General features: G+C 54.5%; 21 protein-coding genes. 14 read left to right on the forward strand and 7 right to left on the reverse strand.

Features of this window, described 5'->3' with window-relative positions; genetic code table 11:
• Positions 1 to 2: 2 nt before the first annotated feature.
• The 3 genes from cydC (at position 3) to infA (ending at position 2813) form a co-directional block, all read left to right on the forward strand.
• The gene (gene cydC, locus IV04_RS01610; RefSeq protein WP_037393853.1) at positions 3 to 1751 is read left to right on the forward strand and encodes a cysteine/glutathione ABC transporter ATP-binding protein/permease CydC; all 1749 of its coding nucleotides are present in this window, start codon (positions 3 to 5) and stop codon (positions 1749 to 1751) included.
• Positions 1752 to 1759: 8 nt separating this feature from the next.
• Positions 1760 to 2488, forward strand: a complete 729-nt coding sequence (gene aat / locus IV04_RS01615) for a leucyl/phenylalanyl-tRNA--protein transferase (RefSeq protein WP_037393856.1) — start codon at positions 1760 to 1762, stop codon at positions 2486 to 2488.
• Positions 2489 to 2594: 106 nt separating this feature from the next.
• Entirely contained in the window at positions 2595 to 2813 is a 219-nt protein-coding gene (gene infA / locus IV04_RS01620; RefSeq protein ID WP_002211347.1) for a translation initiation factor IF-1, read from the forward strand.
• Positions 2814 to 3015: 202 nt separating this feature from the next.
• Here the strand turns inward: infA and clpA are convergent, their stop codons facing one another.
• Both clpA and clpS read right to left on the reverse strand, forming a co-directional pair.
• Positions 3016 to 5295, reverse strand: coding sequence for an ATP-dependent Clp protease ATP-binding subunit ClpA (gene clpA, locus IV04_RS01625; protein ID WP_037393859.1), 2280 nt, complete (start codon positions 5293 to 5295; stop codon positions 3016 to 3018).
• Positions 5296 to 5472: 177 nt separating this feature from the next.
• Positions 5473 to 5793: an ATP-dependent Clp protease adapter ClpS gene (gene clpS, locus IV04_RS01630; protein WP_037393861.1), complete on the reverse strand. Its 321-nt coding sequence runs from the start codon at positions 5791 to 5793 to the stop codon at positions 5473 to 5475.
• A 344-nt stretch (positions 5794 to 6137) separates the two neighbouring features.
• On the opposite strand from clpS, the gene cspD reads away from it, so the two are divergent.
• Positions 6138 to 6359 (forward strand): cold shock-like protein CspD, encoded by a 222-nt coding sequence (cspD, locus tag IV04_RS01635; RefSeq protein WP_037393863.1) that lies wholly within the window; start codon positions 6138 to 6140, stop codon positions 6357 to 6359.
• Between the two features lie 79 nt (positions 6360 to 6438).
• Here cspD and macB read toward each other — a convergent pair whose 3' ends face one another.
• From macB to IV04_RS01650, 3 genes are read right to left on the reverse strand one after another with little or no spacing between them, the layout of a single operon-like run.
• On the reverse strand, positions 6439 to 8385 hold the full coding sequence (gene macB, locus IV04_RS01640; RefSeq protein WP_037393866.1) for a macrolide ABC transporter ATP-binding protein/permease MacB: 1947 nt from the start codon (positions 8383 to 8385) through the stop codon (positions 6439 to 6441).
• The gene (gene macA / locus IV04_RS01645; RefSeq protein WP_037393869.1) at positions 8385 to 9497 is read right to left on the reverse strand and encodes a macrolide transporter subunit MacA; all 1113 of its coding nucleotides are present in this window, start codon (positions 9495 to 9497) and stop codon (positions 8385 to 8387) included. The genes macB and macA overlap by 1 nt, the downstream gene beginning before the upstream one ends.
• Positions 9498 to 9547: 50 nt before the next feature.
• On the reverse strand, positions 9548 to 11206 hold the full coding sequence (locus IV04_RS01650) for an ATP-dependent endonuclease (protein ID WP_037394312.1): 1659 nt from the start codon (positions 11204 to 11206) through the stop codon (positions 9548 to 9550).
• A gap of 217 nt (positions 11207 to 11423) precedes the next feature.
• Here IV04_RS01650 and IV04_RS01655 point away from each other — a divergent pair, with 217 nt between their 5' ends.
• From IV04_RS01655 to ltaE, 4 genes are all read left to right on the forward strand, one after another.
• Complete coding sequence (locus IV04_RS01655; protein WP_037393872.1) at positions 11424 to 12320, forward strand: lysine exporter LysO family protein; 897 nt, start codon at positions 11424 to 11426, stop codon at positions 12318 to 12320.
• A 179-nt stretch (positions 12321 to 12499) separates the two neighbouring features.
• Entirely contained in the window at positions 12500 to 14149 is a 1650-nt protein-coding gene (gene hcp / locus IV04_RS01660) for a hydroxylamine reductase (RefSeq protein ID WP_037393874.1), read from the forward strand.
• Between the two features lie 54 nt (positions 14150 to 14203).
• On the forward strand, positions 14204 to 15208 hold the full coding sequence (gene hcr, locus IV04_RS01665; protein ID WP_037393876.1) for an NADH oxidoreductase: 1005 nt from the start codon (positions 14204 to 14206) through the stop codon (positions 15206 to 15208).
• 106 nt (positions 15209 to 15314) lie between these two features.
• Positions 15315 to 16331, forward strand: coding sequence for a low-specificity L-threonine aldolase (gene ltaE, locus IV04_RS01670; RefSeq protein WP_037393879.1), 1017 nt, complete (start codon positions 15315 to 15317; stop codon positions 16329 to 16331).
• Positions 16332 to 16385: 54 nt separating this feature from the next.
• Here the strand turns inward: ltaE and IV04_RS01675 are convergent, their stop codons facing one another.
• Positions 16386 to 16733, reverse strand: a complete 348-nt coding sequence (locus IV04_RS01675; RefSeq protein WP_037393881.1) for a DUF1294 domain-containing protein — start codon at positions 16731 to 16733, stop codon at positions 16386 to 16388.
• A gap of 156 nt (positions 16734 to 16889) precedes the next feature.
• Between IV04_RS01675 and IV04_RS01680 the strand changes: the two genes are divergently transcribed.
• Both IV04_RS01680 and IV04_RS01685 read left to right on the forward strand, forming a co-directional pair.
• Complete coding sequence (locus IV04_RS01680) at positions 16890 to 18335, forward strand: DUF2867 domain-containing protein (protein ID WP_037393884.1); 1446 nt, start codon at positions 16890 to 16892, stop codon at positions 18333 to 18335.
• 122 nt (positions 18336 to 18457) lie between these two features.
• Positions 18458 to 19468: an NAD(P)-dependent oxidoreductase gene (locus IV04_RS01685; RefSeq protein WP_037393887.1), complete on the forward strand. Its 1011-nt coding sequence runs from the start codon at positions 18458 to 18460 to the stop codon at positions 19466 to 19468.
• Here IV04_RS01685 and IV04_RS01690 read toward each other — a convergent pair whose 3' ends face one another.
• Positions 19469 to 20311 (reverse strand): N-acetylmuramoyl-L-alanine amidase, encoded by an 843-nt coding sequence (locus tag IV04_RS01690; RefSeq protein WP_037393890.1) that lies wholly within the window; start codon positions 20309 to 20311, stop codon positions 19469 to 19471.
• Between the two features lie 303 nt (positions 20312 to 20614).
• Here IV04_RS01690 and artP point away from each other — a divergent pair, with 303 nt between their 5' ends.
• From artP to artM, 4 genes are read left to right on the forward strand one after another with little or no spacing between them, the layout of a single operon-like run.
• Positions 20615 to 21343 carry an arginine ABC transporter ATP-binding protein ArtP gene (artP, locus tag IV04_RS01695; protein WP_152562789.1) on the forward strand — a complete coding sequence of 243 codons (729 nt, stop codon included), beginning with the start codon at positions 20615 to 20617 and terminating at the stop codon, positions 21341 to 21343.
• A 33-nt stretch (positions 21344 to 21376) separates the two neighbouring features.
• Entirely contained in the window at positions 21377 to 22108 is a 732-nt protein-coding gene (gene artJ, locus IV04_RS01700) for an arginine ABC transporter substrate-binding protein (RefSeq protein ID WP_037393896.1), read from the forward strand.
• Between the two features lie 9 nt (positions 22109 to 22117).
• Positions 22118 to 22834 carry an arginine ABC transporter permease ArtQ gene (gene artQ, locus IV04_RS01705; protein WP_037393898.1) on the forward strand — a complete coding sequence of 239 codons (717 nt, stop codon included), beginning with the start codon at positions 22118 to 22120 and terminating at the stop codon, positions 22832 to 22834.
• Entirely contained in the window at positions 22834 to 23502 is a 669-nt protein-coding gene (artM, locus tag IV04_RS01710) for an arginine ABC transporter permease ArtM (protein WP_037393900.1), read from the forward strand. Before artQ ends, artM begins: the two co-directional genes overlap by 1 nt.
• Positions 23503 to 23606: the final 104 nt, after the last annotated feature.

The following is a 23606-nucleotide window of genomic DNA, read 5'->3' on the forward strand; positions in this document are numbered from 1 at the left end:
TCATGCGCGTTTTATTGCCATTCCTGGCGCTGTACCGCAAGCACAGTTTCCTGATTTGCCTGGGGATTATTCTGGCGATCGTCACTTTGCTAGCCAGTATTGGGCTGCTGGCACTTTCTGGCTGGTTCCTGGCGGCCTCCTCATTAGCTGGGTTGGCGGGTTTATATACCTTCAACTACATGCTGCCTGCAGCAGGCGTGCGCGGTGCGGCGATTTTCCGCACGGCGGGGCGCTACGCCGAACGCGTAGTCAGTCATGACGCGACGTTCCGCGTGCTGTCGCATCTGCGGGTGTTCACCTTCAAGCAGATCCTGCCGCTGTCGCCCGGCGGTATTGCCCGCTTCCGCCAAGCCGAGTTGATGAACCGGTTGGTGGCGGATGTCGATACCCTCGATCACTTGTATCTACGGGTGATTTCCCCATTGGTCAGCGCCGCAGTGGTGATCATGGTGGTGACTTTCGGCCTAAGCTGGCTGGATGGCCCATTAGCCTTCACTCTGGGCAGCATTTTGCTCCTGTTGCTGTTGCTGTTCCCACCAGTGTTCTATCACGCAGGTAAGCCGATTGGTGGTGAATTAACCGCGTTGCGCAGCCAGTACCGCACCGATCTGGCCTCTTGGCTGCGCGGGCAAGCTGAACTGGTGATTTTCGGCGCGTTAGATGATTTCCGCACCAAACTGAATGCCACCGAACAGCGCTGGCAACAGCGCCAATGGCAGCAAGCCTCGCTGGGTGGTATCGCTCAGGCCTTAACGATTCTTGCCAGCGGCCTTACCGTCACGCTGATTCTTTGGCTGGCGGCAACCGGTATCGGTTCAAATGCCCAACCCGGGGCGCTGATTGCCCTGTTTGCCTTTGCCGCACTGGCCTCTTTTGAAACCATGATGCCGGTTGCCACGGCATTCCAGCATCTGGGCCAGGTAATCGCTTCTGCCACACGGGTCAAACAGATCATCGATCAGCAACCGGAAGTCTGTTTCCCCGAGAACGGGCCAGCAGCACAGCCGGGCGCAACGCTGAGCCTGCATGATGTCTCTTTCACCTATCCTGGGCAGCCGCTCCCGGTGTTGCATGATGTCACGTTGCCTATTGCTGCCGGTGAACACATCGCACTGCTGGGGCGCACCGGTTGCGGTAAATCCACCCTGTTGCAACTGCTGACGCGCGCCTGGAATGCCGAAAGCGGCGAGATCCTGCTCAATGGTTACCCTTTGAATACCTACGATGAAACCACGCTGCGTTCCATGACCGCCGTCGTCAGCCAGCGGGTGCATATTTTCAGCAGCACGCTGCGTGAAAACCTGCATATTGCCGCTCCGCAGGCCAGCGATGAGGTATTAAAAAATGCGTTGCAGCAGGTAGGACTGGATAAATTATTGGAAAACGAAGGGCTGAATGCCTGGTTAGGGGAAGGTGGCCGTCAGCTTTCTGGCGGTGAGCAGCGCCGGCTGGGGCTCGCACGCGCGTTGTTGCATCAGGCCCCGCTGCTGCTGCTTGATGAACCTACCGAAGGGCTGGATGCTGAAACCGAGCAACAGATTCTGGCTCTGCTACGCCAGCATTGTCGTGGCAAGACGCTGATTCTGGTGACCCATCGCCTGTATGGGTTGGAACATTTCGATCGCATCTGTGTCATGGACGGCGGCAAGATTGTGGAACAAGGCCATCATACCGTGCTGATGCAACAGCCAGGCCGCTATGCGCAGTTCCACCAGCGGCTCGGTAATAAAACAGCCTGTCGGCAACGCTAAGAGGGTTTATGCGTATTGTTATGCTGTCACCGCAGTCGTTGGCGTTTCCTGCTCCAGAGAGTGCCCTGCGCGATCCTAACGGCCTGTTGGCGATGGGTGGCGATCTCACGCTTTCGCGCCTGCTGGCCGCCTATGAGCGCGGTATTTTCCCTTGGTATTCGCCGGGGGAAGCCATTCTCTGGTGGTCACCGGATCCCCGAGCCGTACTGTGCCCGGCAGAATTCCATATCAGCCGCAGCCTCAAGCGTTTCCTGCGCCACGGTAGCCCGTTCCAGATCACTCTCAACCACGATTTTGCCGCCGTGATTACTGCCTGCGCGCATCGCCCGGAAGAAGGCACCTGGATCGGCCCAGAAGTGCGGCGAGCCTATTGGCAACTGCACCAGCAAGGCCACGCTCATTCCGTTGAGGTGTGGCAGGAGGGTCAACTGGTGGGGGGCTTGTACGGTGTCGCGCAAGGAGCCCTGTTCTGTGGGGAATCCATGTTTAGCCGCACAGCTAATGCGTCAAAATGTGCCCTGATGGCTTTTTGCCGCCATTTTGCCGCTTATGGCGGAGAATGGGTTGACTGTCAGGTGCTTAACGCTCACACTGCCTCGCTGGGAGCCAAAGAAATTCCCCGCCGCCAATTTTTGCAGTTGCTGAGTAACCTTCAACGCAGGGTTTTAGCGCCGGAATGCTGGCAACCACAAGTTATACCCCCACATCAGGTTGAACCACCCTCCCCAACAGACTAATTTTGCGGAAACGGTGCATTGTTCACCGACACATCTTTACATAATGTGGGTTTTTCGGCATTATCTTGCCGGTTAAAAACTAAGGTAGTTACACCTAGAGGATTCGATGGCCAAAGAAGACAATATTGAAATGCAGGGCACCGTTCTTGATACGCTGCCAAACACCATGTTCCGCGTTGAATTGGAAAACGGGCACGTGGTAACCGCTCATATCTCCGGTAAAATGCGTAAAAACTATATCCGCATCCTGACGGGCGACAAAGTCACTGTAGAGCTGACCCCGTACGACCTGAGCAAAGGCCGCATTGTCTTCCGTAGCCGTTAATCGGCTCACCCGTTGCCAGCTTTTGGCAACATTGAGGATGTGATCCCTCGAGAGCCCTTTCCGTTTACCCCCGCAGCAGCGTTCAACAGCGAGTTGCATTTGGCGCGAGTAAACTGAGAGGGCTGATTCATTTCTGTACCGCGTGAACTTCACGCATAAAAAAAGCGATGCCGATGCATCGCTTTTTTTGTTTGCTCGCTGCTTAGTGCACCGCACCCTCATCAGCTTTACGCTTCGCAGCGCTGAGGAAGTGGTAGGTCAACTGTTTCTTGTCCTTATCCAGCTCCACTTTTACCGAGCCCCCGTCCACCAGCGAACCAAACAACAGTTCATTGGCCAGCGGCTTTTTCAGGTTTTCCTGCATCACACGCGCCATTGGGCGAGCACCCATCGCACGGTCATAGCCTTTCACTGACAGCCAATCACGCGCTTCGTCACTCACTTCCAGTGACACACCTTTCGCATCCAACTGCGCCTGCAGTTCGACGATAAACTTGTCGACGACCTGCTGGATCACCGCCGGAGACAGATGGTTGAACCAGATAACGTTATCCAGACGGTTACGGAATTCTGGCGTAAACACTTTCTTGATCTCTTCCATCGCATCAATGCTGTTATCCTGCTCGATCAACCCGATCGACTTGCGCTCGGTTTCACGCACACCAGCGTTGGTGGTCATCACCAGAATAACGTTGCGGAAATCTGCCTTGCGGCCATTGTTATCGGTCAGGGTTCCGTTGTCCATGACCTGCAGCAGCAGGTTAAACACGTCCGGGTGCGCCTTCTCGATCTCATCCAGCAGCACTACCGCATGCGGATGTTTGATCACCGCATCGGTCAGCAAACCGCCCTGATCGTAACCCACGTAGCCCGGAGGTGCGCCAATCAGACGGCTGACGGTATGACGTTCCATGTACTCGGACATATCAAACCGCAGCAGTTCAATATCCAACGCCTTCGCCAGTTGCACCGTGACTTCGGTTTTCCCGACGCCGGTTGGCCCGGCAAACAGGAAGGACCCTACAGGTTTACGATCCTGCCCCAAGCCCGCACGGCTCATCTTGATCGCCTCAGTCAAGGCTTCAATCGCCGGATCCTGGCCAAACACCAGCATTTTCAGGCGATCGCCCAGGTTCTTCAGCACATCACGATCGCTGGCAGAGACGGTTTTTTCCGGGATACGCGCAATGCGCGCCACCACGGATTCGATATCCGCCACGTTAACCGTTTTCTTGCGTTTGCTGATCGGCATTAACCGGCTACGCGCGCCCGCTTCGTCGATCACGTCAATCGCTTTATCCGGCAGATGGCGATCGTTAATATATTTCACCGAAAGCTCAACCGCAGCGCGGATCGCTTTGGCGGTATAACGCACGTCATGGTGCGCTTCATACTTGGTTTTCAGGCCGTTAATGATCTGAATAGTTTCTTCCGGTGTCGGTTCAGTGATATCAATTTTCTGGAAGCGACGTGCCAAGGCACGGTCTTTTTCGAAAATATTGCTGAACTCCTGATAGGTGGTGGAGCCAATCACCCGGATCTTGCCGCTCGACAGCAGCGGTTTAATCAGGTTGGCAGCATCCACTTGCCCACCGGAAGCCGCACCGGCACCGATGATGGTGTGAATCTCGTCAATAAACAGGATGCTGTTCTGATCCTGCTCCAGCTGTTTCAGCAACGCTTTGAAGCGCTTTTCAAAGTCGCCACGGTATTTGGTGCCAGCCAGTAATGAACCGATATCCAGCGAGTAGAGCGTGCAGTCTGCCATCACTTCCGGCACATCTCCCTGCACGATACGCCAGGCCAGCCCTTCGGCAATTGCGGTTTTGCCCACGCCGGACTCACCCACCAGCAGCGGGTTGTTTTTACGGCGACGGCACAGCACCTGAATAGTACGCTCCAGCTCACGATCGCGGCCAATTAACGGATCGATGCCGCCCACACGGGCCAGTTGGTTCAGGTTGGTGGTGAAGTTTTCCATACGGTCTTCCCCTCCGGACTGCTCTTCGTTTACCGGGTTCTCCGCACTCGGAGCCTGGCCCGGCTCATCTTTACGCGTACCATGTGAAATAAAGTTCACCACGTCCAGGCGGCTGACGTCGTGTTTACGCAGCAGATAAGCCGCCTGCGATTCTTGCTCGCTGAAGATCGCCACCAGCACGTTGGCCCCGCTGACTTCGCTACGGCCAGAAGATTGCACGTGGAATACCGCACGCTGCAGTACACGCTGGAAACTGAGCGTTGGTTGAGTATCACGTTCTTCTTCGCTGACGGGCAGCGTAGGCGTTGTTTGCTCGATAAAGGCTTCCAGCTCCTGACGCAACGCCGCCAGATCCACCGTACATGCCTCAAGCGCTTCGCGCGCGGCAGGGTTGCTGAGCAATGCAAGCAACAGGTGCTCCACGGTCATAAACTCATGTCTGTGCTCACGCGCTCTGGCGAAAGCCATGTTAAGACTGAGTTCCAGTTCTTGATTGAGCATAGGCACCTCCCAAATAGATTACCTTTCAGTCTGTTCACCAGACTATCTTACTGGCCAGTTTACGCCAGGGCAGTGTTCGCCTCCTTTCGTAACGTACCTCATGTACGTTCCAGGTTACGATGCGCCGCCTGCGCCCAAATTGGCTACGCTGAGAGCGCCTATTGAATCGGACTCCATTCAGGCCTTTTCCAACGTACAAAGTAACGGATGCTCATTCTCCCTCGCATAACGGTTCACATGAACAACCTTGGTTTCCGCCACCTCGGCGGTAAAAACACCGCAGATCGCCTTACCTCGATAGTGCACCGTAAGCATCAGTTGTGTTGCACGTTCAATATCATAAGAAAAGAACTTTTGCAGCACGTCAATCACAAATTCCATCGGTGTATAATCATCGTTATTAAGTATAACTTTATACATTGATGGCGGTTTTACCGCATCGATTTGTTTTTCTTCGATCAAGTGCTCAAAATTTAGCCAATCATTACTCTTGCCCATCGCGGTTCATCTTCTCTAACCATGCCCATAGATGAGGGCACGTTCGGGTTATTCAAAGGGAATATTGCTACTATTTTACCATTTTCCTGGCCAATACGCCGCATGACAAATCAGATAAGACAGCCCTACTTTCCTGCACAATTTGTTACCAAACAATGTCAATATCGTTAACTGCTTCAAACTTTGGTGAACTGCTCACGCCTGTCAAAAGCCGATCCCTTGACGTGATGATCATTTGCTCTAGAGTGTAAATTCGTGAGTTGCTGGTCTTTTGACCACCCGACACTCACCAGAATCAGTTATTCATCTCACCTAAAATACTGCGTTGCGAGGGATGTAGAAGCATGGAGACGGGTACTGTTAAATGGTTCAATAACGCCAAAGGCTTTGGTTTTATTTGCCCAGAAGGCGGCGGCGAAGATATTTTCGCTCATTATTCAACAATCAAGATGGATGGCTACAGAACGCTAAAAGCTGGCCAACAGGTCAGGTTTGACGTTCACCAAGGGCCGAAAGGGAATCATGCAAGCCTTATCATGCCGCTGGAAAGCGAGGCACTGGCCTAGACGCCCTTCAGAGCTCTTCTGCATTGCCAGCTTAAAAATGCCAGCCAATCTATGACTGGCATTTTTTATCAGCTTACTCTTACTCACGGGCCAATGCATCAATCGGATTCAGCCTCGCCGCACTGCGGGCTGGCAAATAGCCGAATATCACCCCAATCGCCGTAGAACAGAGAAACGCACTTAGCAGCGCAGCAGGTGGGAAACTGATCTGCCAGCCCGGCAACACCGCTTGTACCAGCAGGCCGATGGCAAATGACAAGGTGATCCCTAGCGCGCCCCCCACCAGGCAAACCAATACAGCCTCGATCAGAAACTGTTGCAATACATCACCAGAACGCGCACCTACCGCCATACGAATACCGATTTCACGCGTCCTTTCAGTGACCGATACCAGCATGATATTCATCACCCCAATGCCCCCAACCACCAGTGAGATCACCGCCACCAGCGTCAGGAATAGCTGCAACGTGTGCGTAGTTTTTTCCGCAGTCTGCACCAGGCTGTCCATGTTGTAGGTGAAGAAATCTTTCTTCCCGTGGCGCAGCGTTAACAGGCGCGTCAACTGCTGCTCCGCTTCCTGGCTGTTGTAATCCTCGCGAATACGCACCGTAATGGAGTCAAAACTGTCTTTACCTACCAATCGATTCGCCATGGTGGTGTAAGGCACCCACACGCTGAGCGCCTGGCTGCTGCCAAACATTGACTGTTTCTCTTTTGCCACTCCCACTACCGTTGCAGGCATATTGCCAACCAGAATCACCTCACCCACCACATTCTTCTGGTGTGGAAACAAACGGCGCTGGGTATTAGCGTCGATCACCACGACCTGCGCCTGCGATTGCACTTGCAGAGGGTCGATGCCTGCCCCCTGAGTAAAAGCCATGCCATAAACGAGGAAAAACTGCTCACTGACGCCAGTGACGTTGGCGGCCACATCGATGTTGCCAAATCGCAACCGCATACTGCTGCCGATCTTGGGCGACAATGCATTAACGTAAGGCTGCTCGTGCAGCGCCCCCAAGTCGCCATATTTCAACGCCTGCCGGTATACCGGATCATCATCGCCAAAATCTTTGCCTGGAAAAACATCCACGGTGTTGGTGCCGATCGATTTGATATCGGCCAGCACCATTTGCTTGGCCGCATCGCCGATCACCAGGATCGATACCACAGACGCAATGCCGATGATGATCCCAAGCATAGTGAGCACGGTGCGCATTTTGTTAGCCGCCATCGCCCGCCATGCCATCACCAAGGCTTCACGGAACCGGCCTAGCATCTGCTGCCAGGAAGGTGCCGGTGTTGCCAGCTCCAAGGTTTTTGCCTGTGCATTGCCGTGCTTAGCTGCGCCGGAATCCGCAATAATGGCCCCATCGCGAATTTCAATAATCCGTTCTGCCTGACGCGCCACTGCCGGATCGTGCGTCACGATGATCACCGTGTGCCCCTGTTCGCACAGTTGCTTGAGAATGGTCATCACCTCTTCACCAGAATGGCTATCGAGTGCGCCGGTCGGTTCGTCCGCCAGGATCACCTGCCCACCGTTCATCAGGGCGCGCGCAATACTGACGCGCTGCTGCTGGCCACCAGAGAGCTGGCTTGGCCGATAAGCCACCCGTTCCCCCAGCCCTAAACGTTGCAACAACGCGGTGGCCCGCTCCCGCCGAGCCGCTTTCCCCAGACCGGCATAAACCGCAGGCACTTCGACGTTATGCGCAGCACTCAGATGGGGTAACAGGTGGTAACGCTGGAAGATAAAACCAAAGTGCTCACGCCGCAGTTGTGCCAGCGCATCGCCGTTGAGGGTCGCAACATCGCGCCCGGCAACCCGATAAGTACCAGCACTGGGCTGATCCAGGCAGCCTAAAATGTTCATCAGCGTCGATTTACCAGAGCCGGAAGCCCCCATAATCGCCACCATTTCACCAGCTTCAATACTCAGGCTGACGTCTTTCAGCACATCCACCGTCTGATCGCCGGAAAGATAACTACGCCGGATCCCACTCAGCTCCAACAAAGCCGCCATCAGTGAACCCCTACGCCGCCACGGCTGATAATCACTTCGTCACCCACGTCCAGCCCGCTGACGATCTGAACATCAACGTTATTACGAATGCCAATGGTAACCTCACGCGGTTGCTCTTGCCCCTGTTTCAGCAGCGCAACATGATAACGATTGTCGGCAATCTGCTCGCCCAGCGCTGCCAAAGGGATCACCAGTGCGTCGCTGACGCCAGAGAGCTGAATATGCACCTGAGCCGTCATTTGCAAACGCAATAAGCCTTCCGGGTTCGGCACTTCAAAGCGCGCATAGTAGAAAATGGCATTGTTAACCTTTTCTGGCGTCGGTTGGATATCTTTCAGCACGCCATCAAAGCGTTTATTCGGATCGCCCAGTACGGTAAACCAGGCTTTCTGCCCCGGCCTCAGGTTGATAACGTCTGCTTCAGACACCTGTGCTTTCACCAGCATGGTGCTCATGTCGGCCAAGGTCAGGATATTGGGGGCCTGCTGCGCGGCAATCACCGTTTGGCCCTGTTGGGTGGTGATCTGCACCACATCGCCATCCATCGGCGCTTCGATGCGGGTATAGGCCAGATTGATTTTCGCGGTATCCAGGCTGGCCTGATTTTTCATAATCTGCGCTTTGATCGTCTCGACCTGTGCTTTTTTCACCGCCAATTCGGTCGCATACTGATCCAGATCCTGGCTTGATACCGCCTGCTTCTTGGCCAGTTCACGGTTGCGTTGCAATGTCACCGACGCCAGTTGCTGTTCGGCCTGTGCCTGCTGCAATTGAGCCTGCAACTGTTGCAGGGTCGCTTCGCTTTCGCGAATGCTGTTCTGCGCCTGTTGTGGATCAATAATGGCCAGCAGTTGGCCCTTTGTCACCTTGTCGCCGATCTCGACCTTCAGGCTTTCCAACTGGCCGCTGACCTGAGCACCAACGTCAACCTTGCGTACCGCATCCAATTGGCCGGTTGCCAATACGTTCTGTTGCAGATCGCGCTTTGTAACCTTGACGGTTTGAAAATCCACCGGAGTTGGGTGGCTAAAATGCCGATAAACCAGAACAACGAGCACCAATAAAACGGCACTGACTATCAACCTGCGTTTTTTACGCCCTGTTAACCACATCAAGATTTTCCCTACCTGTGCTTATCAATCTTAAGCTACCTAATTTCAGACTAGTCAGCTCGACCACGAGCCAGCCAAATCACGCGCGAAAACATCTTTTTCAGCAGTGGTGGTACTGAATCCGTCCCCCAGGCTCCGGCCTGCATCGCCACTTCGATTGCCAGGTCAGGTTTGGAGGAGTGATGCACTGCCTTGAGGATCACCTTGCGCACCGGCATCTGTGTCTTGAGCGGCACCGAGGCCACTCGATGATAAACCGGGCTGAACCCCTCTTTGTACATAAAGTATTCCATGTTGGGTGCTGGCAGCACCGTCAGGCGATCGCGTTCATTGTCTTCATGATTGTCCAGCAGGCTGCGAACGGTATTAGCGTACTTTTTCCCGGCTTCATCGCCATCCACCAGCGTATACCATTCAATTCCCATCCGACGGGCAAATTTCAGCAGCGGCTTCAGGCCACATTGAGCAAATTCGATCACCCGCACCCCTTCCGCTTCAAAATGGTAACCACACTGGCGCGCCAGTTCGTTCAGCAGCCACACTTCGGTTTCCCCTTCTACCAATAGCCAACAGCGGGCAAACAGCGAAGAAGGCCGATTAAAACGGATATGAAACGCGATGCGGCGCCCATCTTCCGGGCTTAAACCACCCGGCCCCAGACGGTAGGTTGCCACGCGAGCGGACTCACGTACCAGGCGGCAAATATGTTCAACCGGCACCAGCGAAACCAGTTCGCTGGAGTTGGTAGTGGTGATCCGCTGCAACGGCATCTGGTTGAGCAAATTCCAGGCCACCGACAGCATAATCGGATGCAGGCGCGTCTCCGGGTCCTCGACCAATAGCAATGGCCGGGCGTGAGGATCGAGTTTGACGTTGCCCTTAGCCTGCAGCAACGTAGAAAACATGCCCAACAGGATCAGGCGCATGCTGCGGCTGTTGGGCTCAGAAATCGTGCGGTTAATGTTATCCAGCGAACGCCAGGTCTGCCGGGACTCTATCTGACGATGGCGATGGGGCCCAGGTACTTGTGAACCCAGCTCGGCAAAATAGTGTTCCAGCAGTTGCTGCATCGCCGCTAACCCTTGGCGCAGTTCGGAATTGGTTAATTTTTGCGGATTGCGTACCAGTTCGCGCGTCAGTTGATCCAACTGCTGCGCCAAGGCTTCATGGTCGGTAGACGGGGATTCGTTGAAGGTGCTGGGGCGCAAGCGGCGGATAAAACGCGCATCGCGCAAACGTAATACCGGATAGGTGCGGATTAGCGCATGCACCAGTTGCTCGATATGGTGCAAATGCAGCTCATTACCATCCGCATCCAGAAAACGGCGCCAGGTACATACCGTTCCATCATCTTCCAGTTCGCCTTCACAGCAATAGTGAATGCGCCCCAGGTTGTCCTCCCCTTTCGACCAAAGCGGTGACAGATGACGGTAACGTGGCAAATGCGCGTGGCCGATGTCCTTTTCACAGAACGTAAAAATAATCTGCAGATGGCGCTCTTTAGCCGCTTCATCCCCTGGGGGGAAATGAAAATCCCGTGCCTCAAAGCGATACAGCGTCTGTTCCGGTGCCAGAAGAAACGTCATCGCATCCAGCAGGCTGGATTTCCCCCAGGCGTTTTCACCGAGCAATACGGTGTTTTCATCCAACATCAACGAAAGCCGGTTGATGCCACGAAATCCTACAATCTCAATACGCTCTAAAAACATCATCCACCTCGCATGCTCGTTCAGCCCAAATGTGGGTGAACGCCGCTGACACTCTTACACCCCAAGAGTGATATACCTTGAGAATGGTCAAAAAAACCCTTTCAGGTCAAGCAGACATCATCAAATCTGTTGCTTTACTCTGGCGTTCATTTTAGTTAGCGTGTTGAGCTTGCCGGGTTCCCGGCCTTCTCCCAGATTAAAGGACACTCGTTTCATCATGTATTCAGGACTGCTGATTATTCTGTTACCGCTGATCGCCGGTTATCTCATTCCCTTGCGCAGCAAACCCCTGATTCAGACTATTAACCGTCTGTTAAGCTGGATGGTATACGTCATTCTGTTCTTTATGGGCATCAGTCTGGCCTTTCTGGAGAATCTCAGCAGCAATCTGGTGCTGATACTCCAATATACTTTGGTGTTTTTCCTGTGCATCTTCTGCGCCAACCTACTGATGTTGTTTGTGCTGGAACGCCGTCGGCCATGGAAAAACACCTACAAACAGGAAAAACCGCCTTCGCGCCTGCATATGGCGTTGGAATCCCTGAAACTGTGCGGGGTGGTGCTGGGTGGTTTTGTTCTGGGCCTGACGCAATGGCAGTGGCTACAATTTGCCAGCAAAGGTAGCGAATACGCCCTGCTTTTCCTGCTGTTACTGGTCGGTATTCAGTTACGCAACAGCGGCATGACGCTGCGCCAGATCGTGCTGAATCGCCGTGGCACTATCGTGGCGTGCGTTGTTGCCGTCAGCGCCCTGGCAGGCGGTGCGCTGGCAGCACAATTGCTGGGGCTACCGCTAAAAACCGGGCTGGCGATGGCTTCCGGCTTTGGCTGGTATTCACTTTCCGGGATCCTGATTACCGATGCTTACGGCCCAGTATTGGGTAGTGCGGCATTTTTCAACGATCTGGCACGTGAACTGGTGGCCATTATGCTGATCCCTACGCTGGTGCGCCGCAGTCGTTCTTCGGCGCTGGGCCTGTGTGGAGCCACCTCGATGGACTTCACGTTGCCGGTTCTACAGCGCAGCGGCGGGTTGGACATGGTTCCCCCGGCGATCGTGCATGGTTTCTTGTTGAGCCTGCTCGGGCCGGTCTTGATCGCACTGTTTTCCTGATCCTTTCGGCGCGGTCCACCGCGCCTTTGCAAAAATTGCGTAATAATTCCCATCCGCACGCTAACTTGTCCTACATCAAACTTAGGTAAAGTTGTACAAAAAAAGCTTTTTTAAGCCTGCACTGCCGATCTATTCTCAAAACAGGCATTGGCAATGCAACTTTAAAAAAGGAAGCGATTATGTTCTGTGTGCAATGTGAACAAACTATCCGGACACCGGCAGGTAACGGCTGCTCTTATGCCCAAGGAATGTGTGGCAAAACGGCAGAAACCTCCGACCTGCAAGATCTGTTGGTCGCCGCGCTGCAGGGTCTCTCCGCCTGGGCCTTACAGGCTCGTGCGTTGGGCATTGTCGATCACGATGTCGACAACTTCTCCCCACGCGCTTTCTTCTCAACGCTGACCAACGTGAATTTCGATTCCGACCGCATTATCAGCTACACGCGTGAAACCATTTCTCTGCGCGAATCACTGGCCGCGCGCTGCCGTCTGCTGGATGCCAGCGTGCGTGTCGATCATCCACTGGCCGCCTTGCAACTGGCGGGCAACGATATGCCAGCGTTACTGCAGCAGGCGGCACAGTTCGCTCTCAATACCGATAAAGCCGAGGTGGGTGACGACATTCACGGCCTGCGCATGTTATGCCTGTATGGCCTGAAAGGGGCCGCCGCCTATATGGAGCATGCCCATGTGCTGGGGCAGTTCGACAACCAGATCTACGCCAATTATCACGCCTTGATGGCCTGGCTTGGTACTGCGCCACGCGATGTTGATACCTTGCTGAACAATGCCATGGGCATCGGCAAAATGAACTTCAACGTGATGGCATTGCTCGATCGCGGCGAAACCCTGGCCTATGGCGATCCTCAGCCTTCTTCCGTCAACGTGCGCCCGGTGGCAGGTAAAGCCATCCTGATTTCTGGCCACGATCTGGAAGACCTGCGCCTGCTGCTGGAACAGACCGCAGGCAGCGGTATCAATGTTTATACCCACGGCGAAATGCTGCCAGCACACGCTTACCCAGAACTGAAGAAATTCCCCCATCTGGTGGGTAACTACGGCAGTGGCTGGCAGAATCAGCAGACCGAATTCGCCAAATTCCCGGGCCCGATTGTGATGACCTCCAACTGTATTATCGACCCGAACGTCGGTAACTATGGCGATCGTATCTGGACACGCAGTATGGTGGGCTGGCCGGGCGTTAAACACCTGGAAGGGAACGATTTCAGCGCGGTGATCGAGCAGGCACAACAGCTCAACGGCTTCCCATACAACGAGCTTGAGCACCTGATCACCATCGGCTTTGGCCGCCAGGTGTTGTTGAACGCGGCTGATACGGTGATCGATCTGGTGACTCAGAAAAAACTGCGCCACGTCTTCCTGGTTGGCGGCTGTGACGGTAGCCGTGAAGATCGCAGCTACTTCACCGATTTCGCCCGCAGCGTACCGCAAGATTGCCTGATCATGACGCTGGGGTGCGGCAAGTACCGTTTCAACAAGCTGGACTTCGGCACGCTGGAAGGTCTGCCCCGCTTGCTGGATGTCGGCCAGTGCAACGATGCCTATTCAGCCGTGATGCTGGCGGTGAAACTTTCCGAGAAACTCGGCTGCACGGTGAACGATCTGCCACTCAGCCTGGTGCTGTCCTGGTTCGAGCAGAAAGCGATCGTCATCCTGCTGACGCTGCTGTCATTGGGGGTGAAGAATATCGTTACCGGCCCAAGCGCACCAGCGTTCCTGAGCGATAACCTGCTGGCGGTGCTGAATGACAAATTCGGCCTGCGCCCAATCACCACCGTAGAGCAGGACATGCAAACACTGCTTGGCTAAGGCCATTTTCCGGGGCTGCGATGGCGGCCCCGTTTTTTATTTTTGAGGTGCTTGATGACCCCACCCAGCCCACTTTGCCCGAACCCGATGAAGGTGCACTCCATCCAGCAGGAAACCACCGACGTCTGGACGCTGAACCTGATTACCCCTGATGTTTATTTTTATCAACCGGGTCAGTTTGCGCTGGTCAGCATTCGTAACAGTGAAGAAACGCTGCGCGCCTATACCCTTTCCTCTTCGCCCGGCTTAAGCCGCTTTATCAGCCTCAGCGTGCGCCGCCTGCCCGAAGGCACCGGTTCGCGCTGGCTGACGCAAGAAGTCAAACCCGGCGATGTGCTGTGGTTATCTGACGCTCAGGGGGATTTCAGTTGCATCCAGCACCCCAGCGATCGTTATCTGATGCTGGCTGCCGGTTGTGGCGTTACGCCGATCATGTCGATGTGCCGCTGGCTGGTGGCGAATAAGCCACAGTGCGATATTCGCGTTATCTATAACGTGCGTACTCTGGCAGACGTGATTTTTGCCGATGAATGGCAAGAGCTGTGTACCGCCCACCCACAACTGCAGTTGACGCTGATCGCCAAACAGACTGCGCATTCTGGCTTGCTGAATGGTCGCCTCAGCGCAACGCTCCTGCAGCAGGTAGCACCGGATATTACGGAACGTATCGTGATGGCCTGTGGTTCTGAGCTTTATATGCGACAGGTGGAACAACTCTGTGAGCAGCTTGATGTCCCGGCTGCGCACTTCCACAAAGAACAGTTCCATACCTCTGCGGATCAGCTCAGCGAACAAGACGAGCCACTGACGCTGCGGATCGGCCAGCCGCTGCGTGAATTCCGCGTTCCGGTCGGCAGTACGCTACTCGCAGCGTTAGAAGCCCATAAACTGCCGGTCAATGCCGCTTGTCGTGCTGGCGTGTGTGGGTCCTGTAAAACCCGAATTGTAGATGGCAACTACACCACCACCAGCACCATGACGCTGAGCCCGGCAGAGATCGCACAAGGTTATGTCTTGGCCTGCAGTTGCCAGCTACAGGGTGATGTAACGCTCGGCTGATCGAACCTCGTTAACAGCAGAAATTGCACGCTGCATTTTCTGCTTTTTCAGCGCCGCAATCCGGTTATGATGGGAGCCATTTCTCTGATTGACGATAAGGATTCGTATGCTCATAGATTTACGCAGTGATACCGTTACACAGCCTAGCGCGGCCATGCGCAGCGTCATGGCTAATGCCGACGTCGGCGACGATGTGTATGGTGACGATCCAACGGTAAACGCACTGCAAGCAGAAGCCGTCAGGCTCTCCGGCAAAGAGGCGGCGCTGTTTCTGCCTTCCGGTACTCAAGCCAATCTGGTAGCCCTGTTAAGCCACTGCCAGCGCGGCGAGGAATATATCGTTGGCCAGCAGGCACACAACTACAAATATGAAGCCGGTGGTGCCGCCGTGCTGGGCAGCATCCAGCCGCAACCAATCGAGGCTAATCCCGATGGCACTCTGCCGTTGGACAAAGTCGCAGCGGCGATCAAACCCGACGATATTCATTTCGCCAAAACCCGTCTGCTGAGCCTGGAAAACACCATCAGTGGCCGCGTGTTACCACTTGATTATCTGCAACAGGCCTGGCAATTCACCCGCGAGCACCACCTGGCACTGCACATTGATGGCGCGCGTATTTTTAACGCTGCCGTAGCGCTCAACGTTCCGTTGAAAACCATCGTGCAATACTGCGATACCTTTACTATCTGCCTGTCGAAAGGGCTGGGAGCGCCTGTGGGCTCGCTGCTGTGCGGCAGCGAAGCGTTTATCCAGCGTGCTAACCGCTGGCGCAAAATGACCGGCGGCGGGATGCGTCAGGCCGGTATTCTGGCAGCGGCGGGCCTGTATGCGCTCGAACATAACGTGGATCGCTTGCAAGAGGATCACGACAACGCTCAATGGCTGGAACAGCAATTGCGCCATATCGGTGTAGACATCGCGGAGCCAGGCGCGCAGACCAACGTGCTGTATCTGCGCCAATCTCCCGAGATGGCCGCCAAACTCGGCTCATGGATGCGTGAAAATGGCGTGCTGATCAGCTCAGGGCCGCTGACGCGGATCCTGACCCACCTCAACGTCAGCCGTCAGGATCTGCAGAAAGTGGTCGATTTGTGGCAACAATTCCTGCATCAGCATGCCTGATGCCGCTTAGTGCCTCTCCCCTGAGGCTTTTCAGGGGAGAACCTCAGCACAATGTCAGACCACCATTCGGCCATACAACCAGTAGCCAACACCCAGGATTACCAACAGGTTCAGTACCACGCTGAGCATGAAATAGGTTTTGAAAGGTTGCTTTTGCGTTTTATGCCGGAACAGCTGTTGGCCGAGGATCGCCCCGATCCAGCCCCCAATCAGCCCGAACAGTAAGAGCGTGATTTCCGGCACACGTGGCCACTTTTTGCAGGCAGCGAGCTTATCCCCACCATAAATCACCAGCGTCAGCAGGTTAACCAACAACAGCCAGAGCCAAAGAGGGGTTGCAAGGTACAGGCAAGCCACGGAGAGCAGCGCCAGGAAGAAATAACATAACCAATTGATCTTCATAAAGTTCAAGTATTCATCGTAAAGTACGTTGCGTATAGTGAACCGACGCCAGATCAAATGCAACGCTGAATATCCACACAAAAAATGCATTTAATCCACGAATTTGGCATCCTGTCACTCCGCTTACTTCAACGATAACAATACAAGGCAGTATTGATGATACCCCAACGCATTCTGGTTCTCGGAGCCAGCGGCTATATCGGCCAGCATCTTATCCCTCGCCTGGTGGAACAGGGGCACGAGATCACCGCCGCAGCACGCCGTATAGAATGGCTGGAAGAACAAAACTGGCCACACGTCAATTGCCGCTACGTCGACATCTATCGCACAGAAACGCTGGCCGCCGCCTTATGGCAGATTGATACCGTTTACTATCTGATTCATGGGATGGGGGACGGTGATGGCTTTATAGAAAAAGAACGCCAAGGGGCTGAGAATCTGCGCAATGCCCTGCGCGGTTCCAAGGTCAAGCAGGTGATATTTCTCGGTGCCTTGCAGCCAGAAGGCGAAAGTTCACCGCATCTGATAGCACGCAAGCTGACGGGCGAAATTCTGCGCCAAAGTGGCATCCCAGTAACCGAACTGCGTGCCAGTATTGTCGTCGGCCCAGGCTCCGCCGCATTCGAAGTGATGCGCGATATGGTCTACAATCTGCCGATCCTCACGCCTCCGCGTTGGGTGCGCTCCAAATCATCGCCGGTTGCCCTGGAAAACCTGCTGGTTTATATGACCGAGCTGCTGCAACACCCAGCACAAGAAAACCGAATTTTTGATGTCGCCGGGCCGGAATACATCAGCTATCAAACGCTGTTCGAGCGCTTTATCGCCATCAGCGGCAAGAAACGCTGGCTGATTCCGATCCCGCTGCCAACACGCTTCATTTCGGTGTGGTTTATCAGCATGATTACCTCTGTTCCCACCTCGATCGCCAGTGCGCTGATCCAGGGGCTGAATCACGATCTCCCCGCCGATGGCCAACCGCTGCAAGCCTTGATTCCACAAAGGCTACAAACCTTTGATGAAGCGGTGAAAGAAACGCTGCGCCACGAAGATGAAGTCATCGACTCTGCCGACTGGGGTTACGACCCGGAAGCACGCGCCCGCTGGCGGCCTGGCTACGGCTTTTACCCGAAACAGGCCGGGTGTATGCTGGGAACGCAGGCCTCCAGTGACGCCTTGTGGCATGTAGTTCAACAACTGGGGGGCAAGGAAGGTTACTTCTATGCCAACATCCTGTGGCAAATTCGCGCCCGCATGGATGATATGGCAGGCAATGGTATCGTTTATGGCCGCCCCGCGCGGGAAACGTTGCAAGTCGGCGATCTGGTTGACGGCTGGAAGGTGATCACTATGAAGCCGCTGCGCCAGTTAGCCTTGATGTTCGGTATGAAAGCCCCAGGCCTCGGCAGACTGACATTCAGCATTAAAGATCTTGGCGATCGTCGCCAGCTCGATGTGCGCGCCTGGTGGCACCCTGCTGGTTTTAGCGGGCTGCTGTACTGGTTTGTGATGATGCCTGCACATCTGTTTATTTTCCGTGGCATGGCCAAACGCATCGCCAAACTGGCCGAAGAGTACGATCACCTGCGCCCTTACAAATAGGGCGGCGGCTATTTACCGATCAACCACACAGTTTGCGGCAGTGGTTGAGTGCTCTCTGATTGCATAGCGCCATGATTCACGGAAGAATGGCGCCTTATTTTTGGTGAGAACTCGAGTTCGCTATGAAGGTATTGGTCACCGGTGCAACCAGTGGTTTAGGCCGTAACGCCGTTGAATATCTCCGCCGTCAAGGCATCAAAGTCCGGGCCACAGGTCGCAACCAGGCGATAGGCAGCCTGTTGGAAAAACTGGGCGTCGAATTCATTCATGCCGATCTCACCAACCTCGTTTCCTCGCAGGCCAAAGCCATGCTGGCAGACGTAGACGTGTTATGGCACTGCTCCAGCTTTACCTCCCCGTGGGGCACGGAAAAGGCGTTTGAACTGGCCAACGTGCGTGCCACACGCCGTTTGGGGGAATGGGCTGCGGCCTATGGCGTCGAGCAGTTCATCCATATCTCTTCACCAGCAATTTACTTTGATTATCGCCATCATCGCAATGTGGGCGAAGACTTCCGTCCGCTGCGCTTCGCCAATGAGTTTGCCCGCAGTAAGGCTGCGGGTGAACAGGTGATCCAGCAACTGGCGTTATCCAACCCGCAAACCCACTTTACTATTCTGCGCCCGCACGGGCTGTTTGGCCCACACGACAAAGTGATGCTGCCACGCCTGCTGCAGATGATGAAGTACTACGGTAGCCTGCTGCTGCCGCGTGGGGGCAATGCGCTGGTGGACATGACTTATCTGGAAAACGCCGCTCACGCCATGTGGCTGGCAACGCAACGGCAGGATACGCCGTCGGGCCGCGCCTACAACATCACCAACCAGCAGGTGTGCCCGTTACGCGAGGTGGTACAACAGTTGATCGACGAATTGGGGATAAAGTGCCGCATCCGCTCGGTGCCTTATCCGATGCTGGATGTGCTTGCTCGCGGCATGGAAAAGTTGAACAACAAAAGCGAAAAAGAGCCCGTACTGACTCACTATGGCGTAGCCAAACTCAACTTTGACCTGACGCTGGATACCTCCAGAGCACAGCAGGAATTAGGCTACCAGCCGCTGATTTCGCTGGAAGAAGGTATCAGCCGCACGGCTCGCTGGCTGAAAGATCACGGCAAGCTGCACGGTTTGTAATCAGGGTGTCGCACCGTATTTACTCAGCAGTGCATCAATAATCGCTTCACTCTCGGCATCCGATTCACCGCGAAAATCGCTGGGCCGGAAATGCATCTGAAATGCTGCCAGCAAATTACGCTGTTGCTTGGCATCCCACTGCGGATCGACGGCATAACCATAACGTGCCAGCTTTTCCAGCATCGTAGCCATCGGCACTGATGCCTGTTTATCACGCCCCGCCAGATAACGTTCTACCTCCGGTTGCTCCGGCCAGGCGCCAATACCCGCCTGCGCCAACTGTTGCCAAGGGAATAACGGCCCAGGATCCTGTTTACGCTGCGGGGCAATATCGCTGTGGCCTACCACATCCGTCGGTTTTATAGCATAACGCTGCACAATATCGCCGCTGAGGTGAATCAGCAGCTCAATTTGCTCGCGGCTGTAGGGCTGCCACTGTTTGCCCAGCAAAGTATGGCGGAAACCAGGGTTGACGATCTCAATCCCCAGCGAAGTGTCATTCAAGTTGGTACGCCCGCGCCAACTGCTGGCACCGGCATGCCAGGCCCGCATCTCTTCGGGGACCAATTGAAAGGCGACGGGTTTGCCGCACCGCAGTGAAGGATGCTCAGGCAGCAGATAATGAGCGCTGACGTGCTCATCGGTCAGCGTTTTCAATGAGGAATGGAAATCCTCGGCGGTGTAATGCATGACCAGAAAACGGATGCGCTGATCGGCTCCCTGCGCCTGATGCTGCGTTTCCACCTGATAACTGCCGCGATCCACCACGGTGCTGTGCCGTGAGTTTTGGCAACCTACCAGTAGCATTAACGTTATGGCAATGATCCCTAACCTGATGTTCATCTGCCTATTTTCCTGTTTCACTCAAACGCTTCCTGAGCAAGGATACCACCTCAGCCACCGCACGCTATACGCGGGTTGTCCAATGCCTGCATTGACTATGCACAAATTCTCAGCAACTTAAAAAAATTCGCTATCAATATCACACAGTACGCGACAAATCCGCCATTCGTGCGCCAGTATCGGTATCTTGTGCTATTGTTTCATCATTATGACGCACAGTAATAAATTTTAACTCACAAAGATTGCATAAGTATTCTGTGGAAGTTAACATTCGCGACATCAATGTCTATTCAATTCCGGCGCATGAGTATTCAACTTAAAGATATCAATTGCTTTTACGGCGCACATCAGGCGCTGTTCAACATCACACTGGATTGCCCAGCGGGGGAAACCCTAGTGCTGCTTGGCCCAAGCGGCGCAGGGAAAAGCTCATTGCTGCGGGTGCTGAACCTGCTCGAAATGCCACGTTCAGGCCACCTGCAGATCGCGGGCAATCAATTCGACTTCAAACAGACGCCGAGTGAAAAAGCCATCCGTGAGCTGCGCCAGAACGTCGGCATGGTGTTCCAGCAATATAATCTCTGGCCCCATCTGACGGTGGTGCAAAACCTGATCGAAGCCCCTTGCCGCGTGCTTGGTTTGACCAAGGCACAGGCAATGGAGCGTGCCGATAAGCTGCTCAAGCGCCTGCGCCTGACCGACTTTGCCGATCGTTTTCCGCTGCATCTTTCCGGCGGCCAGCAGCAGCGCGTAGCGATTGCCCGCGCGTTGATGATGGAACCCCAGGTGCTGTTGTTCGATGAACCCACCGCCGCGCTGGATCCAGAAATTACCGCCCAGATTGTCAGCATCATCCGCGAACTGGCCGGTACCGGCATCACTCAGGTGATCGTCACCCACGAAGTTGAAGTGGCACGTAAAACCGCCAGCCGTGTGGTGTATATGGAAAACGGCCATGTCGTGGAACAGGGCGATGCCAGCCACTTTGCGCAGCCGCAAACCGCTGAATTTGCCAACTACTTATCACACTAATAATTTGACTTGCTGTTTTTAGGGGAGTTTGCAATGAAAAAATTTATCATTGCCGCCGTTCTGGCAGGCATCAGCGTTTCCGCCTCTGCGGCTGAAAAAGTCCGTTTCGCCATGGAGGCTTCCTATCCTCCATTCGAATCTATCGGAGCCGACAATAAAATTCAGGGCTTCGACATCGATCTGGCTAATGCTTTGTGTAAAGAGATCCAGGCTGATTGCAGCTTCACCAACCAGGCCTTTGACAGCCTGATCCCCAGCCTGAAATTCAAGCGTTTCGATGCGGTCATATCTGGGATGGACATCACCCCTGAGCGCGAAAAGCAGGTGCTGTTCACCCAGCCTTACTATGCCAACTCAGCGTCGTTTATTGCGCAGAAAGGCAAAGTGGCCGACGTCGCTACGCTGAAAGGTAAGCGTGTTGGCGTGCAGAACGGCACCACTCACCAGAAATACCTGACCGACAAGCACCCGGAAATCAACACAGTGCCTTACGACAGCTATCAGAATGCCATTCTGGATCTGAAAAATGGCCGGGTTGATGCGGTATTCGGTGACACCGCTGTGGTCAACGAATGGCTGAAGCAGAACGCTGAATTGGCCACCGTGGGTGACAAAGTGACTGACCAAGGCTACTTCGGTACCGGGCTGGGCATCGCCGTGCGTCAGCAAAATACCGAACTGCAGGGCAAATTCAACGCCGCCCTGGACAAAATCAAACAGGATGGGACTTACGAAACCATCTATAAAAAATGGTTCCAGCAGTAATCATCATCCATGAATGAAATTCAACCTTTAGCCAGTGCCGCCGGGATGACCGTCGGCCTTGCCGTTTGTGCCCTGATCCTTGGGCTGATCCTGGCGATGCTGTTTGCCGTGTGGGAATCGTCACGCTGGAAAGTGGTCAGTTGGCTCGGCACCGCTTGGGTGACCGTGCTGCGCGGCCTGCCGGAAATTCTGGTCGTGCTGTTTATCTATTTCGGTTCATCGCAACTGCTACTGATGCTGTCGGATGGCTTTACCCTGAATTTTGGCCTGTTCCAGTTGCCGGTCCAGTTGGCTATCGATAACTTCGAAGTCAGCCCGTTCCTGTGCGGCGTGATTGCGCTGGCCCTGCTCTATTCAGCCTACGCCTCACAAACGCTGCGGGGTGCGCTGAAAGCTGTACCACAAGGCCAATGGGAATCCGGTCAGGCGCTGGGCCTGGGGAAAGCAGCAATCTTCTTCCGCCTGATCATGCCGCAGATGTGGCGCCATGCATTGCCTGGTTTAGGTAATCAATGGTTGGTGCTGTTGAAAGATACCGCGCTGGTGTCACTGATCAGCGTCAACGATCTGATGCTGCAAACCAAGAGCATCGCCACCCGCACTCAGGAACCCTTTACCTGGTACGTGATCGCAGCGGCGATTTATCTGCTCGTGACCCTGCTCAGCCAGTACATCCTCAAACGGATCGAACTCCGTACGACGCGTTTTGAACGGGGGCCATCCTGATGCTTGAGTTCTTACCCGAAATCCTTAAAGGGCTACATACCAGCCTGTCGCTCACCATTGTGGCGCTGTTGGTGGCTTTACTGCTGTCGCTGCTGCTGACGGTGATCCTGACGCTGAAAATGCCGATTCTCGCCCCCCTGGTGAAAATCTACATTACGCTGTTCACGGGTACTCCATTGCTGGTACAGATCTTCCTGATCTACTACGGCCCAGGTCAGTTCCCAGTGATCCGCGAATATCCGTGGCTGTGGAACCTGCTTTCACAGCCTTGGCTGTGTGCGATGATCGCGCTGGCGCTGAACAGCGCCGCCTATACCACTCTGCTGTTCCACGGTGCGGTACGGGCGATACCAAGCGGCCAGTGGCAATCTTGCGAAGCTCTGGGCATGTCGCGCAAGCAGACGCTGCGCATTCTGCTGCCGTTTGCCTTCAAGCGTGCGCTGTCGTCTTACTCCAACGAGGTGGTGCTGGTCTTCAAAAGTACCTCGTTGGCTTATACCATTACGCTGATGGAAGTCATGGGTTATAGCCAACTGATGTATGGCCGCACTTACGATGTGATGGTATTCGGTGCCGCCGGTATTGTTTACCTGTGCGTCAACGGGTTGCTGACATTACTGATGCGCCAGATAGAACGCCGCGCTCTGGCATTCGAACGCCGCAACTGACCTTCCCCGGCTTTATCCAGCCCTGCTTGATGCAGGGCTTTTTTATACTCCCCACTAAATTTTAAGTCATTTAAATTGCATATTAATTCATTAAATGACATATT

The organism is Serratia sp. Ag1, from assembly GCF_000743355.1.
GTDB lineage: Bacteria > Pseudomonadota > Gammaproteobacteria > Enterobacterales > Enterobacteriaceae > Chania.